Annotated in this window: 11 protein-coding genes; 2 read left to right on the forward strand and 9 right to left on the reverse strand. The window is 71.7% G+C overall.

The genetic code is table 11. The features are described from left to right. Positions 1-52: 52 nt before the first annotated feature. From F0L68_RS12355 to F0L68_RS12365, 3 genes are all read right to left on the reverse strand, one after another. Entirely contained in the window at positions 53-3,181 is a 3,129-nt protein-coding gene (locus tag F0L68_RS12355) for an ATP-binding protein (protein WP_149849660.1), read from the reverse strand. Positions 3,182-3,266: 85 nt separating this feature from the next. Then, entirely contained in the window at positions 3,267-4,103 is an 837-nt protein-coding gene (locus tag F0L68_RS12360) for a DUF4097 family beta strand repeat-containing protein (protein ID WP_149849661.1), read from the reverse strand. A 78-nt stretch (positions 4,104-4,181) separates the two neighbouring features. After that, a complete protein-coding gene (locus tag F0L68_RS12365; RefSeq protein WP_149849662.1) occupies positions 4,182-4,673 on the reverse strand; it encodes a hypothetical protein in 492 nt (163 codons plus the stop codon). Between the two features lie 589 nt (positions 4,674-5,262). Here F0L68_RS12365 and F0L68_RS12370 point away from each other — a divergent pair. Next, positions 5,263-6,036 (forward strand): helix-turn-helix domain-containing protein, encoded by a 774-nt coding sequence (locus F0L68_RS12370; RefSeq protein WP_149849663.1) that lies wholly within the window; start codon positions 5,263-5,265, stop codon positions 6,034-6,036. Here the strand turns inward: F0L68_RS12370 and F0L68_RS12375 are convergent. The 6 genes from F0L68_RS12375 to F0L68_RS42315 all read right to left on the reverse strand — a co-directional run bounded on the left by F0L68_RS12375 (position 6,033) and on the right by F0L68_RS42315 (position 12,656). After that, positions 6,033-6,722 carry a DsbA family protein gene (locus F0L68_RS12375; RefSeq protein WP_188316534.1) on the reverse strand — a complete coding sequence of 230 codons (690 nt, stop codon included), beginning with the start codon at positions 6,720-6,722 and terminating at the stop codon, positions 6,033-6,035. The two genes, F0L68_RS12370 and F0L68_RS12375, sit on opposite strands and share 4 nt — an antisense overlap. 48 nt (positions 6,723-6,770) lie before the next feature. After that, on the reverse strand, positions 6,771-8,135 hold the full coding sequence (locus F0L68_RS12380; protein ID WP_223198724.1) for an acetyl-CoA carboxylase biotin carboxylase subunit: 1,365 nt from the start codon (positions 8,133-8,135) through the stop codon (positions 6,771-6,773). Positions 8,136-8,140: 5 nt separating this feature from the next. Beyond that, positions 8,141-8,686 carry an acetyl-CoA carboxylase biotin carboxyl carrier protein gene (locus F0L68_RS12385; RefSeq protein ID WP_149849665.1) on the reverse strand — a complete coding sequence of 182 codons (546 nt, stop codon included), beginning with the start codon at positions 8,684-8,686 and terminating at the stop codon, positions 8,141-8,143. Continuing rightward, complete coding sequence (gene accA, locus F0L68_RS12390; RefSeq protein WP_149849736.1) at positions 8,683-10,356, reverse strand: acetyl-CoA carboxylase carboxyl transferase subunit alpha; 1,674 nt, start codon at positions 10,354-10,356, stop codon at positions 8,683-8,685. The genes F0L68_RS12385 and accA overlap by 4 nt, the downstream gene beginning before the upstream one ends. Before the next feature lie 426 nt (positions 10,357-10,782). Further along, on the reverse strand, positions 10,783-11,979 hold the full coding sequence (locus tag F0L68_RS12395; RefSeq protein ID WP_149849666.1) for an FAD-dependent oxidoreductase: 1,197 nt from the start codon (positions 11,977-11,979) through the stop codon (positions 10,783-10,785). Beyond that, positions 11,979-12,656 (reverse strand): TetR/AcrR family transcriptional regulator, encoded by a 678-nt coding sequence (locus F0L68_RS42315; protein ID WP_188316535.1) that lies wholly within the window; start codon positions 12,654-12,656, stop codon positions 11,979-11,981. The genes F0L68_RS12395 and F0L68_RS42315 overlap by 1 nt, the downstream gene beginning before the upstream one ends. Positions 12,657-12,749: 93 nt before the next feature. Here F0L68_RS42315 and F0L68_RS12400 point away from each other — a divergent pair, with 93 nt between their 5' ends. Next, positions 12,750-14,255 carry an MFS transporter gene (locus F0L68_RS12400; RefSeq protein ID WP_188316536.1) on the forward strand — a complete coding sequence of 502 codons (1,506 nt, stop codon included), beginning with the start codon at positions 12,750-12,752 and terminating at the stop codon, positions 14,253-14,255. Positions 14,256-14,263: the final 8 nt, after the last annotated feature.

The raw sequence follows: 14,263 nt of genomic DNA on the forward strand, positions 1-14,263 counted from the left end.
CCACTGTGGCCGGCCGCCCGGACACCGCCCTGACACGGACCTGACACGGCCTTCAGTCGGCGAGCGCGACCTTCACCAGCTGACGCCAGTCCGTCTGCGTGCCTTCCTCGATCGCCTCGGCGAACCGCGCGTCGCCGAGGTGACGCCGCGCGGCCTGCTCGATCCGGGCATCATCCGGTTGGGCGCGATTCGGCAGGCCGCGCACGCCCACGCTCGCCGCCAGCAGCCGCGCTGCCTGCTCGTACTGTTCGCGGCGAAGGGCCAGGTCCGCGACCCCGACGATGACCTGCGCGAGCATGGGGGCGTAGTCCACTTCGGAGGCCGCCTGGCAGGCCGCCGCGCGGTGGTTGCGGGCCTCGTCGAGATCGTCGGCAAGGTAGCCGAGCAGGTCGTGCGTCACCGCACGGAGGTTCGCCTGCTCGACGTCGTTGCCCAGAACCGTTGTCACGACACCAAGTTGCTGGTAGGCCTGCTCGGTGTCGCCGTTCCAGCGCGCGAGTTCCGCCCTCGCCAGGGCCAGCTCGGCGAGCGCATCCGGCCAGGCGACCCGTTTCGCGTGCCGTTGCGCCTCCGCCATGGCAGCCGCGCTCGATTCCCTGTCGCCCAACAACCAGTACAGCAGAGCCTGTCGCGACCGCATGCCGATGACGTCCTCGACGGCGCCGACTTCGGCGACGACCGCGATCGCCTGTTCGTAGTACTCGCACGCACGGGCGAACTCACCGCGTACGGCGATTCGATTCGCCAACTCGATCAGGGCGAACGAGAGTCCCCACCGTTCGCCGATCGCCCGGAACTCGGCGACCGCCGTCTCAAGAAAGGCGTCCGCGTCCCGACTGCCCTGACCGAGCATGATCCGCATCTTGCCGAGGTGCAGCCGGGCCAGCGCGCGCACCCAGGGGTCCTCGTTGTCCAGCAGTGGTTCGAACGCGAGCAAGGACGCGTCCGGCTCCCGCAACAGGCGTTCCAGTGGAGCGATCAACCCCAGCATCGGGTTGCCGTGCTGACTGAGCTGACTGAGCCGGTATGCCTCGCGGATCCACTCCGCCGCCGTTTGTGCATCGCCGCGACCGGAGCTCAGGAACATCGAGACGAGGCCGTACACCATGGCCCGGATCTCGTCGGCCACCTCGCCGGGAACGGTGGCGGCCACCGTGATCAGCTCGTTGCCCTCGGCCTTGTGTCCGCTGAGCCACCAGTACCAGCCGGCGGCCGCCGCGAGCCGCATCGCCTCCTGCGCCTCGCCGGCCGCGATCGCGCCACGCATCGCGGAACTGATGTTGTCGTGCTCGATCCCAAGCGCGGCAAGCCATTCCAGCTGCTCGGCGCGGCGAAGGAACGGCTCCGCGGTCTCGACGAGTTCGGTGAAGTACGCGAGATGCGCACGGCGCGCGGAGTCCGACTCCCCCGCCTCGGCGAGCCGGTGGGCCGCGTACTCCTTGATCGTGCCGAGCATCCGGTAGCGCGGCGCCCTGTCGTCCTCGGTGACCAGCAACGACTTCTCGGTCAGCGCGGTCAGCAGCTCGAGCACCTCCTCGGCGTCTCCCGCACAGACCGACTCGGCCGCTTCCAGGCTCGCGCCACCCGAGAACACCGAAAGCCTGCGCAGGACCGTCCGTTCGGCCTCGGTGAGCAGCTCCCAGCTCCAGTCGATCACCGCGCGCAGCGTCCGGTGTCGAGGCAGTGCGGTGCGGCTGCCGCCGGTCAGCAGGCGGAACCGGTCGTCGAGCCGGTTGGCGAGCTGGTCCAGCGACATGGTGCGCAACCTGGCCGCGGCCAGTTCGATCGCCAGCGGCATCCCGTCCAGCGCCCTGGACACGCGCGCCATGGTCGCCGACGTGCTGGTGTCGACCGTGAGGTCCTTGCGCACCGCGCCCGCTCGGTCCCGCAGCAGCCGGACGGCGGGCGAGGACTCGATCTCGCCTGGGTCGGCGTCCGCCGAGGGCAGGGCCAGCGGCACGACCTGCCACAGCGCCTCACCGGTGATGCCGAGCGGTTCCCTGCTCGTCGCCAGGATCCGCAGCCGCTGGCACTCCCCGAGCACTCGATGGGCGAACGCCGCCGCCGACTCGATCACGTGCTCGCAGTTGTCCAGGATCAGCAACGTCTCCCGCTCGCGGAGGGCGGCGATGACCCGGCCAATCGGCTCGGCGTCCGGCGCCGCGCCGAGCAGCACGTCCCGCATGCCTAGCGCGGCGAGCGTCGACTGCGCCACATCGCCGCCAGCGTCAATGGACGCGAGCTCCACCACCCAGGCCCCGTCCGGCAGCTCGCCGAGCAGCGTGCGCACGGTTTCCTTGGCCAGCCTGGTCTTTCCCGAGCCGCCCGGCCCGATCAGGGTGGTGAGCCGATGGTCGGTGACGAGGTCGCGGACCGCGGCGACATCGGCATCCTTGCCGACGAAGCTGGTCAGCTCGGCACGCAGGTTGTTGTTCCTGGTCTCCTCCCGCCGCCCCACCTCGCCCCGCAGCAGCGCGACGTGCAGTGCGGACAGCTCCGGCGAGGGGTCGACGCCAAGGGCGTCGGCCAGGCCCTCCCGCACCCGCTGGTACACCAGCAGCGCCTCGGAGCTCCGGCCGGCCGCGGCGAGGGCTCGCATCAGCGCGGCGACGAGCCGCTCCCGCAACGGATGCGCGGCGACCAGGTCGGTCAGCTCCGTCACCAGCTCCGCACCGTGGCCAAGGCTGATCTCCGCGTCGAACCGATCCTCCAGCGCGGCGAGGCGCAGTCCTTCGAGCCGGGCGACCGCCGCGTCGAACGCCGCGCTGTCCTGGAGGCCGACGTTCTGCATGGCCGCGCCGCGCCACAGTCCGAGGGCCTCACGCAGCAGCATCGCCTGCTGGGGGTCATCGCCGCCGCGTGCCTGGCCGACGAGGCGTTCGAACCGCACGGCGTCGACGGCGTCGGGGTCGACCGTCAACCGGTAGCCGTCCGTCTGCCCCTCGACCAACCCGCCCGGCAGCGCCTTCCGCAGCCGGGAAGCCAGGCGCTGCAAGGCGTTCGCCGACTCGGCTGGCGGGCGCTCGCCCCAGATCCAGTCGACGAGCGTCGCCTTCGGCACCACCCGGCCGGGTTCGAGTGCGAGGGCGATCAGCAGCGCACGCAGGCGGGCACCAGGCACGTCCGCGAGCACGCCGTCGCCAGTACGAACCTCGAACGCCCCAAGCATCGCGACCTGCACCGAGCCGATTGTGCCATGGTCAACCGGCACGTCCGCGCCATCGGCGGGACGTCGTGGCGCCACGGTGGCACCACGACGCCGGGGCTCAGTTGGCCGCACGCCGGATGACGATGTCATCGAGCCGCGTGCGTGCGTGGATCTTGACCTGGTTGTCGAACTCGTCGGGGTTGTCCTGCGCCGACAGGGAGCTGCGCACCGATCCCTTCGTGCTTTTGGCGTCCACCCAGGCGGCGGTGCCCTCGCTGATGCCGACCTCGATGCCCCCGGAGGCGTTGATCAGCTCCGCCTGGCCGCGCGTCATCCGGCCGACCCGGATGGGACAGTTGGCCGCCTTGGCGATGACGCTGCCGTCGGCCCGGTCGATATCGAAGCTGCCGCCCGCGCTGCCGAAATCGACGTCGGACCTGGCGTGGCCGATCCAGACCCTGCCGGTCGAGCCCGCGTACCTGACGACGCCCTCGACCTCGCCGATCCGCACCCCGGCCGAGACGCCCTCGACGGTGGCGGTCCCGGCGACGTGCCCGATCTCGACCGCACCGGACACGAGGTTCGCCCGCAGCGCGGCGACGCGGTCGAGCCGGACCTGCCCCGAGGCCATGTCCAGCTCGCAGTCGCCGAGCGGGCCGTTGGCGCGCACCTCCGTCCACGCCGTGCTCAGGACCAGCCTGGATCCGGCCGGCAGCTCGACCGTGATGGCGACGGAACCGTTCCGGTCGCCCGCCTTGTTCGTCTTGACCGACAGTTCGCCGGCCGAGAAGTCGACCTTGGTGTGCTCGGCCACCTTCACGTCCGACTTGCTCGCGCTGTTGATGGGCTCGACCAGCACGACGGTGTCCGACCGCTCGCTCGCGGTGACCCGCACCTGGGCGCCCCCGGTGATCAACCTGGCCGTGATCGGCCCTGGTGTGGCGAATGTGGGCATGACAAATCTCCCCTCGTTGCGTCGTGTGTCTGCTGAGTCCGTGACCGGCGGCGGGCGGCTGAGAGCTCCGGACAGCTCTCAGCCGACCCAGCCGGTGAAGTGCCCGTCGCCGCGCCCGCGCCGCTTCGGCTGGTCACCGGCGAGCGCCGCGCCGACCACCCTGACCAGCCAGGCGTTGGTCGACAGGCCCTCGTCGCCTGCCGCCGCCTCGATGCGTTGCTTGAGCTGCTCGGGCGGGCGGAAGTTGATCCGCGACACCGCGCCGTCCTTGCCGGTGAGCGCGGGCGCGTCCGGCGCGGGACTCGGCGCGGGCTCCTCATCGTCGGTCGCCCCGTCTCCCAGAGTGACCACGAAGAACGGGTCGCGACCGCGGAGCCGAACCTCGACCGAGCCGGGGGCCAGCTCCCTGGTGATCTCGTCCGCGGCCGCCGACAGGACCTCGAGCATGGTCAACCGGGTGGCGAACGCGACCGAGGAGGCCATGCGCTCCGCCAGCGCGGCGGCCTCACCCGGACCGGCCGCCGCGAGCAGCTCCTGGCGAAGGCTTTCGGTGTAGGGCGTGAGGTCCATGTGCCAAATATGGCGCCATGATGGCGTCATGTCAACCTCGTGACGCCATCATGGCGCCACCGGCATCGAGGAAGGGCCCGAGTGGGCGTCGGCCATCGGGCCGAACCAGGGTCCAGAATAGGGTCCAGAACCGGTTGCCGACGCAGTTGACGCCGTTTCACACGGTCCGCAAAGCGCTTTACCACCTCGGCGGAAACTAGCATGTGGCCAGTTCGCACGACATCCAGCCAGAACACGCGGCCCGGCGACAATATGCAACGGCGCATCGCGCTCCGCCCCAGCTCCAGGCGTTGATCGTCACCGTGGAACTTACTGACCGGTATCGCCCGGCGCACCCGGCCACCGCGACACGGTCTTTCTCCGTTCGACCCATCACCGCCCCGCAATTCACGTAAAATGAGCGCCTGGGAATAGTTGACTCGAATGGGGGAACGTATCTCGCCCCGATATTGACGCGCGCCTGTTCGGCGCACCCCAGGTCATCGAACGGCGCACACGCGGCGAACCACCTACGGCAGTGACCACCGGGGAACCGGGTGCGTCGGGGCGCACCCGGGCTCCTCATCCACTCGCGCACCAGGGGACCCCGATGGACGAGAGCGACGACCACGTGCCAAGACCGACCGGCCTGCCGGCCACCGGTCTGTCGGTGACACCAGGCGTGTTCATCGGCGGGCGCCCCGAAGTGCTGGAGCCGCTGGTGGTCGGGCTGCACCGCTACGGCCGGTCGGGCCTGCCGGTGACCCCGCTCGACTCGCCGGAAAGCCTGACCGGGGCGATGTCCGCGCTGATCGCCGCCGCCGAACTGGCCGACGCCGACACCGTCCTGGTGCTCTCGACCAACCGACTGCTCGCGCACGATGACGGAGCCGTCGTGGGCGGACTGCGGCGGCTACCCAGGCTGCGCGTGCTGGTCGGCCACGGCGCGCAACCGCGCTGCGGTCCCCTACTGACCGAGGGGTGTCCCGCCGTCGCCATGCCGCTGCGCGTGCAGCGACTGGTCGGCCAGCTGGACATGCTGCTGGTCAGGGACCACGAGGCCGTCATCACGACCGACCCCGCGCTGTTGGTCCGCTCCTCGGACCTCACGAACCTGTTGCACGGCCTGGTGGGGACGGCCACCGAGCCGGCCGCCGAGCACGGCGCCGGCCCGACCGGCGAGCCCGCCGAGCCTGGCATCGGCGAACTGGGTCACACCGTGCTGCTTGCGCTCGCGAAGGGCGGCATCGACGAGGTCGCGGCGCAGCGATTGGGCATGTCCGTGCGCTCCTATCGGCGCCAGGTCGCCCTGGTGATGGCCAAGCTCGGTGCCCGGTCTCGGTTCGAGGCGGGCATGCTGGCCGAGCGCCGCGGCCTGATCTAGAACTCGGGCGTGACGCACCCGGGACGGGACTCGGGCAGGGCGTAGCCGGAGTGTGCGACGAAGGCCGCCATCCGGTCCATCCCCCAGTAGGCGTCCTGCCCCGCCACGAAGAACGGCACGCCGAACACGCCGTCGGCGTCCGTCCGCTGCCGCAGCCCGCGCGCGCAGTCGCGGATCCCGGGGTCGTCGACGGCGTCGACGAGGTCCGCCGGCAGGGCCAACCCGGTCACCAGCGCGGCGAGCACCCCTCGGTCGCAGACGTCCTCCCCGCGTACCCACCTGGCCCGGTAGACCGCGTCGGTGAACGCGAAGCGCCGGTGCTCGGGCACGGCGAGCCAGACCAGGTGCGGCACCTCCCAGCGCGACGCCCCGCGCTCCGCCGTGGTGCGCGCGTCGACCGGCCGGACGCCCGGTCCGCAGCTGGCCAGGGCCAGGGTCACCGGCGCGCAGGCCAACGCGTCCGGCAACCGCACCGCGGGCCCGGCACCCTCGGCCGGCTCGAGGAACGGCAGCCACTCCATGGCGCCGGCCAACAGCGGCAGGCACCTGCCCAGCTTGCGGTGCGCGAGCCAGGAATACGGGCTGCGAAAGGAGAAGTAGCAGCGCAGGGCGTGCTGCGCGGTGTCGGCGCTGCCGGGCTGCGCCGAGACCTCGGGCAGGGCGGCCAGCAGTTCAGTGCGCCGCATCGACGCTCCGTTCCTAGTCATGGCTGGGCTCTCGGCGGAGGGATCGGCTCAGCCGGCCGTCGCGGCCGGGGTCAACCGGTCCGCGACGCTGTCGGCGATGTCCAGTTGGTGGGTGCCCGCGACGAACTCCGGCGTTTCCAGCAGTGCCAGGTGGAAATCGAGGTTGGTGGTGATGCCGTGGCACTCCACCTCCCCGAGCGCGCGGCGCAGCACCCGCAACGCCGACGGCCGGTCCGGCGCGTGCACGATGATCTTGGCCAGCAGGGAGTCGTAGAACGGCGGCACCATGGCGCCGTCGACGAGATGGGTGTCCACCCGGACACCCGGCCCGGCCGGCAACCGCAGGCGGCTGATCCGTCCCGCGCTCGGGGCCCACTGCCGCGCCGGGTCCTCGGCGTTGAGCCGCACCTCGATCGCGTGGCCCCGCATCGCGACCCCGGCCAGCTCGGCGGGCAGCGCGTCGCCGTCCGCGATGGCGATCATGGCCGTCACGATGTCGACGCCGCTGCGCAGCTCCGACACCGGGTGCTCGACCTGGAGCCGCGTGTTCATCTCGAGGAAGTACGGCGATCCGGCCCGGTCCACGATGAACTCGAGGGTGCCCGCGCTGCGGTAGCCGATCCGCTCGCAGCCGCGCACCGCCGCGTCGAGCAGCCGCTGCCGCGTCGCGTCGTCCAACGCGGTCGACGGCGACTCCTCGACCAGCTTCTGGCGGCGACGCTGCACCGAGCAGTCCCGCTCGCCGAGGTGCACGACGGTGCCGTGCGCGTCGGCCAGCACCTGCACCTCGACGTGCCGGCCGCCGACCACGTAGCGCTCCAGGTAGACGCGGTCGTCGCCGAACAGCGACCGCGCGGAGCCCGACGCGTCGGCCACGGCGGCGGCCAGCTCACTCCCGTCCATCGCCACCGCGATGCCCCGCCCGCCGCCGCCCGCCGCCGCCTTCACGATCACCGGGTAGCCGATGGCCTCGGCGGCGGCGCTGGCCTCGGCGAGGGAGCCGACCGGGCCGTCGGTGCCGGGCAGCGTCGGCACGCCGGCTTCGCGCATCGCGGCCCTGGCCGCGATCTTGTCGCCCATGCCGGCGACGACGCTGGCGGGCGGGCCGACGAAGGCCAGCCCGACCTCCTCGCAGGCCGACACGAACCTCGGGTCCTCGGCGAGGAATCCGTAGCCGGGATGGACGGCGTCCGCCCCGACCCTGGCCGCCGCGTAGAGGATCGAGGACACGTTGCGGTAGCTCCGGTCCGCCGGCGCCGGCCCGATGCAGACGGCGTCGTCGGCGAGCTGCACCGCGAGGCCGTCGCGGTCGGCTGCGGAGTGCGCGACGACCGAACGCACGCCGAGGTCGCGGCAGGCGCGCACCAGTCGCACCGCGATCTCGCCCCGGTTGCAGATCAGCATGGTGCGCATGGGGATCACGCCTCGCTCGGCGCGATGCGGAACAGCGCCTGCTCGTACTCGACGACGGCGCCGTCCTCGGCGCCGATCTCCACCACGGTGCCCGCCACCGGGGACTCCACCGCGTTCATCATCTTCATCGCCTCGACGATGCCCAGCTGGGTGCCCACCTGCACCGCGTCGCCGACCTCGACGAACGGGGCCGCGGTCGGCATGGGACGCCGGTAGAACACCCCGACCAGCGGCGCAGTCACCGCCGTCACCGACGGCGGCGATTCGGCCGAGGACGCCGGCTGCGGCGCGGCCAGCGTCGGGGGCGGGGTCTGCGGCCGCCAGGGCCCCGAGGGCTCGTCCGCCGCCCGGTCGGCGGTCGCGCCCTCGACCTCGATGTGCAGCTCGGCCAGCCGCAGGCTCAGCCGCTGCACGCCCTGGCCCGCGGCGATGTTGGACAGCCTGGCGGCCGCGTCCACGGCGTCCCACAGGTGCTGGGTGGCCGTGGACGGCCGGAGTTCCTCGTCCCGACGGAACACCGCGTCGAGCCCGTTCTGCTTGGTGTCGTTCACTGTGCGCCCCGTTCCGTAGTCGCTGCGCTGCCGACCTCGCGCCACCGGCTCCGCCGTCGTGCGGACAGTTCGTCTGCGGGCAGGGCACACAGCCGGTCGAGCCAGGTTGCGAGCCGCTCGCCGAGCAGCCGGGCCGCGGCCGCCGGATCCGTGTGCGCGCCGCCGGGCGGCTCCGGCACGATGTCGTCCGCGATGCCGTTGTCGAGCTGGTCCGCCGCGGTGATCCCCAGCGCCCGAGCGGCCTGCTTGGCGTGGCCTGCCTCGCCGAACAGGATCGTGGAGGCGCCCTCCGGGCTGATCACCGAGAGCACCGCGTTCTCCTGCATCAGCAGGGTGTCCGCCACCGCGAGCGCCAACGCGCCGCCGCTGCCGCCCTCGCCGGTGATGACGCTGAGCACCGGGACGGGCAGGGTGCTCAGCGCCGCCAGCGCCTCCGCGATCGCCCCGCTCTGGTTCTCCTGCTCGGCCCGCACCCCCGGGTACGCGCCTGCGGTGTCGATCACCGTGACCAGCGGCAGCCGCCAGCGCGCGGCGAGGCGGTACAGCCGCACCGCCTTGCGGTAGCCGGCGGGATGCGCCATGCCGAAGTTGCGCCGAACCCGCTCCTCGGTGCTCGATCCCTTGCAGGTGCCCACGACCAGCACCGGCCGGCCGCCGAGCCGGGCGAGCCCGCCGACGATCGCCGCGTCGTCGCCGGACCACCGGTCTCCATGCAGTTCGAGGAACTCGTCGAACGTCCTGTCGAGATAGTCGAGGACGGTCGGCCGGTCCGGGTGCCTGGCCAGCTCGACCCGTTGCCACACCTCGGTTTCCTCGGCTCTGGGCGCCTTGTGTCGAGGATTGTCAACACCGTCCTTTCTGGACTGTATCTTCGGCTTCTCGGTCGCGCGAAGCAACGTGCGGAGCGTGTCCGGCAGTTCGTTCCGGCGCACCACGAGGTCGATGTGCCCGTGCGCCAACAGGAACTCCGCGGTCTGGAAGCCGGCGGGCAGCTGTTCGCGGACGGTCTGCGCGATCACCCCAGGGCCGGCGAAGCCGGCTCGCGCCCCCGACTCGGCGACGATCACGTCGGCGAGCGCGCTGAACGACGCGGCCACCCCGCCGTAGACCGGGTCGGTGATCACCCCGATGGTGGGGACCCGCTCCTCGCACAGCCGCTGGAACGCCGAGGCGGTCTTGGCCATCTGCGCCAGCGACAGCACGCCCTCCTGCATGCGCGCGCCGCCGGACGCGGCCACGACCAGCAGCGGGCACCGGTCGCGCAGCGCGCGTTCGGCCGCCCTAGTCACCTTCTCGCCCGCGACGGTGCCCATGCTGCCGCCGAGGAAGGCGAAGTCCATGGCCACCAGGACGACGCGCACCCCGGCGACGGTGGCGGTGCCGTAGCTGACCGAGTCCGCCAGCCCGGTGCGCTCGCGCGCCGCGTCGAGGCGTTGCGCATAGGGCAGCCGGTCGGTGAAGCCGAGCGGGTCGCCGCCGGTCAGGTCGGCGTCCAGCTCGGCGAACGAGCCGGGGTCGGCGAGGAAGGCGATGCGTTCCTGGGCGCCGAGCCTGGTCAGCGCGCCGCAGTCCGGGCAGCTGCCGTGTCCCGCGCGCACCTGCTCGACCAGGACCAGCGCCCGGCAGCCCCGGCAGGGCTGCCAGCGGTCTGCCACGGTCGAGTCGATCATCGTGAGCAGCTCCGCCGTCCTGGCGTTCACCCGAGCACCCCCGGCGTGCGGCCGGAGCGCGACCCGCGACGGGCCACATGTCCGCATCTGTGCACGACTTCCCCCAATTGACTTCACCCGTACGAAAGAATGTCAATCCGAATGAAACAACCTTACCCAAGCCGCCCCCAGCGACCTTCGGAGCAAGGAGACCCGCACCGTTCACGTTGCTGAGAGAGACTAAGTGAACGGGACGACCGAACACACCCATTGGCAGCAAGTTGCAATATTCTTCATTGCCGCCGAGCGAACTGGCAGCAAGCTGACAACACCCAAACAGAAGTAAGCAGTTGACGACTTCCACCGGTGGCGGCAATACCCACACTCTGCGTAGCAAAAGGAATGCGTAGTTATACGTAGCCTCGGTTACCGGAGAGTATTCCGTGGTCAGATCTCGGTGCTGACGAACTTTCTGTGGTCGCGCAAAGCCACGGAGTTGAAGGTCATCGTCATCACGCGGTTCCGCAGGGCGATCGCGACCGGGTTGCGCCAGCCGCCCATGCCGGCGATGCGCCACGAACGGCGGGCGACCGGCTGCGCGCGCGGCTGACGCCGTTCCTGGTAGGCAAGCAGCCGCTCCGGCACGGAGCCTGGACCGTCGAGACAGCGGGCGAGCACCACCGCGTCCTCGATCGCGAGGCACGCGCCCTGACTGAGGTTCGTCGTCATCGCGTGCGCCGCGTCGCCAATGAGCACGACCCGGCCGTCGGTCCAGCGCCGCAACGCCGGCAGGTCGTGAATGTCGTGGCCGTTGATGGACCGTTCCGGAGTAGCTCCGATCACCGCGGGAATCGGGGCCGGGAAGTCCGCGAGATGGGCCAGCAGGCGTTCTTTCGGGTGTTCGTCGGCGCGCCAGTCCGGTGGACCGTACACAATTCCCGCCCAGAACAGCCTGCCGTCGCCGACCTGATGGGCGACGGCGCGACAGCGGCGACCGAACATCACCCGCTCCACGCCGTCCGGTAACCAACGCCGCCCGGTGTGCGGATCGGTGTCCGGAATCAGGGCCTGCCACTGGACATAGCCGGCATAGCGCGGCGTCGTGTGCCCGAACACGGCGGCGCGGGTGCGGGACCGGATTCCGTCGGCGCCGACCAGCAGGTCCGCGCCGAGCACCTGGCCGTCCGCCAGTTCCGCCTCGACCCGGTCGGGCCGCTGGCGCACCGCGACGACCTGCTGGCCGTAGCGCACCACGTCGTCTCCGGCCAGGTCGGTGAGCGCGGCCAGCAGCACCTGGTGCAGCCGCTCCCGGCTGATGCCGAGGTCGGTCGCGCCGAGCCCCCTGCCGAGCTCGCCGATCGGCCACTGGCCGAGCGCGGCCCCCGAGGCGGTGAGGTACTCGGTGGTCTCCAGGTGGGCGGCCGCCGCCGTGACCTCCGGCGCGACGCCGAGCGCCTGTAACGCCCGGACCGCGTTGCTCCACAGGTGCCAGCCGCCGGTGGAGGTGGGCGTCGCGTCGCGCGGCTTTCGCTCGAGGACGGTGACCGGACGCCCGGCCCGAGCCAGCGCGAGCGCACTGGCCACACCGGCGACGCCGGCCCCGATGACCAACGAACTGGCCGGCTCCGGTTGCGCCGCGGCCATCAGCTCACCTCTTCCTCCGTGCCGTCAAAGGACAAACCGATCTGCTCGACGAGCAGATGCCTGATCAGGGTCTCGATGCTCGGCCACGGGAACACCGGTTTGCTGATGCGGAGCATCACCATGCCGTGCAGGGTGCTCCACAGCACGGTGCCGGCGAGGAACGGGTCGAGCCTGCGCGCCACGCCCGCCTCGACGCAGCGCATCACGGCACCGACGAGACCGAAGAACACGTCGGCGCCGGGCAGCTGGTCAAGGGCGACGTCCGGCTTGTAGGTGGACACCGCGCTGAACAGCACGCGGTAGTTGCCCGGCTGCTCCAAACCGAACATGCAGTAGGCGACGCAGCGCGCCCTGAGCTCCTCCGCCGGGCCGTCGGCGGCCGAGGCGGCCTCCTCGATGACGTCCCGGAGTTCGATGAACCGCTCCTCAAGGACCGCCCACATGAGCTTTTCCTTGTCGGCGAACTGGAGGTACACGCTGGGCGCGGACACGCCGACCTCGCGCGCGACGGCCCGCAGCGACAGGCCGTCCTCGCTGTCCACGGTCTCGAGCAGCCGGCTTGCGGCCGCGACCAACTCGGTGCGCAGGCGACCGCCCTCGCCGCGCCGGTTGCGCTTGCGCGCCACCGGTTTCCCCGGATCGGTCGTGTCGGGTTCGGGGGTGACCTGACGACTCATGGACCGCGTCGCCTCCTCAATCGGCCTCTTGACACCGGGCAAGCACGAGACAAACTAACACATGTAAACGTACGATGGCCAAGGGGGAGACTAGTGGCGACCATCCACGAACGACGATGGCGGATACTCGCCGTGCTGTGCCTGGCGTTGCTCATCGTCAACGTGGACAACACCATCGTGAACGTGGCGCTGCCCAGCATCGCCCGTCAGCTCGCCGCGTCGGTGAGCCAGCTCCAGTGGGTGGTGGACGCCTACACGTTGCTGCTCGCCGGCCTGCTGCTGGTCGGCGGGAGCTGGGGCGACCGCAACGGCCGCCGCCGCGCGCTGCTGATCGGCCTCGCCGTGTTCGCCGTCGGCTCGGCCGCAGCGACGCTGTCCTGGTTGCCGGAGCAGCTGATCGCGAGCCGCGCGGTGATGGGCACCGGCACCGCGCTGGTACTGCCGGCGACCCTCTCACTGCTCAGCGAGGTGTTCGCCGACCCGGCCGAGCGGGGCAGGGCGATCGGCCTGTGGTCGGCCACCTCGGGGCTCGCGGTCGCGGCGGGACCCAGCCTCGGCGGCGTGCTGTTAGGCCACTTCTGGTGGGGTTCGGTCTTCGTGGTCAACCTGCCGATCGTGGCGGTCACCGTGCTGCTCACGCTGCGCTGGGTGCCCGAATTCCGTGCGGCGCACCAGGTTCGCCTCGACCTGGTCGGCTCGGTCCTGTCGATCGCCGGGGTCGGCCTGCTGGTGTACGGCCTGATCGAGGCGCCGGGCAGCGGATGGGGCTCCGCCACCACGATCCTGCGGCTGGCCGGCGCGGCGGCCGTGCTCGCGGTGTTCGTCGTGTGGGAGCTGCGCGCCCCGGCCCCGTTGCTGGACCTCTCGGTCTTCCGGCGGGCCACGTTCACGCTGCCGAGCCTCGCCGTGACGGTGGTGTTCTTCGGCCTGGCCGGGTCGCTGTTCCTGCTGACCCAACAGCTTCAGTTCGTGCTCGGCTACTCCCCGCTGCGGGCCGGGCTGGCCGCGCTGCCGTTCGCCGGCACGCTCGGGGCGGTCGCCCCGCTTGCCCCGAGGCTGGCGCGGCGGCACGGCGCGAGGGCGACGCTCTCGCTCGGCCTGACCGGCATGGGCGCGGGACTTGTCGTGCTGGCACAGGCTTCGACCGACACCGGCTATCCGCTGTTGCTGGCCGCGACCGTGATCATGGCGCTGGGCATGGGTTTGGTGATGGCGCCGGCCACCGAGCTGATCATGTCCTCGTTGCCCCGCGAGCGGGCCGGCGTCGGGTCGGCGGTCAACGACACCAGCCGGCAGCTTGGCGCGACGCTGGGGGTCGCGGTGTTGGGCAGCCTGACCGCGTCCGCGTACGCGGTGGGCCTGCGCCAACCGGCCGGGTCGCACGCGAGCTCCTCGCTGAGCGCGACGCTGTCCACCGCCGCCACGCTGCCGCCCGGGCAGGCCGAGGAACTGCGGCGCGCGGCGACCGGGGCCTTCCTGACCGCGGCGGACGGCAGCGTCGCGATCGCCGCTGCCGTCGTGTTCTGCTGTGCCGTGGCGACCGTGCTCGGGCTGCGCGCCAGGCAGACCGTCAGAGAGGACGCGGACGTCGCGTCCTGACCTGGAGC

The organism is Solihabitans fulvus, assembly GCF_008386585.1.
Taxonomy (GTDB): domain Bacteria; phylum Actinomycetota; class Actinomycetes; order Mycobacteriales; family Pseudonocardiaceae; genus Solihabitans; species Solihabitans fulvus.

Excerpts from the sequence above, each read along its gene's own strand:
- F0L68_RS12365 (WP_149849662.1), bottom strand. The coding sequence starts at position 4,673 with ATGGACCTCACGCCCTACACCGAAAGCCTTCGCCAGGAGCTGCTCGCG.
- F0L68_RS12375 (WP_188316534.1), bottom strand. The coding sequence starts at position 6,722 with ATGCGGCGCACTGAACTGCTGGCCGCCCTGCCCGAGGTCTCGGCGCAG.
- F0L68_RS12360 (WP_149849661.1), bottom strand. The coding sequence starts at position 4,103 with ATGCCCACATTCGCCACACCAGGGCCGATCACGGCCAGGTTGATCACC.
- F0L68_RS12370 (WP_149849663.1), top strand. The coding sequence starts at position 5,263 with ATGGACGAGAGCGACGACCACGTGCCAAGACCGACCGGCCTGCCGGCC.
- F0L68_RS12380 (WP_223198724.1), bottom strand. The coding sequence starts at position 8,135 with ATGCGCACCATGCTGATCTGCAACCGGGGCGAGATCGCGGTGCGACTG.
- F0L68_RS42315 (WP_188316535.1), bottom strand. The coding sequence starts at position 12,656 with ATGAGTCGTCAGGTCACCCCCGAACCCGACACGACCGATCCGGGGAAA.
- F0L68_RS12395 (WP_149849666.1), bottom strand. The coding sequence starts at position 11,979 with ATGGCCGCGGCGCAACCGGAGCCGGCCAGTTCGTTGGTCATCGGGGCC.
- accA (WP_149849736.1), bottom strand. The coding sequence starts at position 10,356 with ATGATCGACTCGACCGTGGCAGACCGCTGGCAGCCCTGCCGGGGCTGC.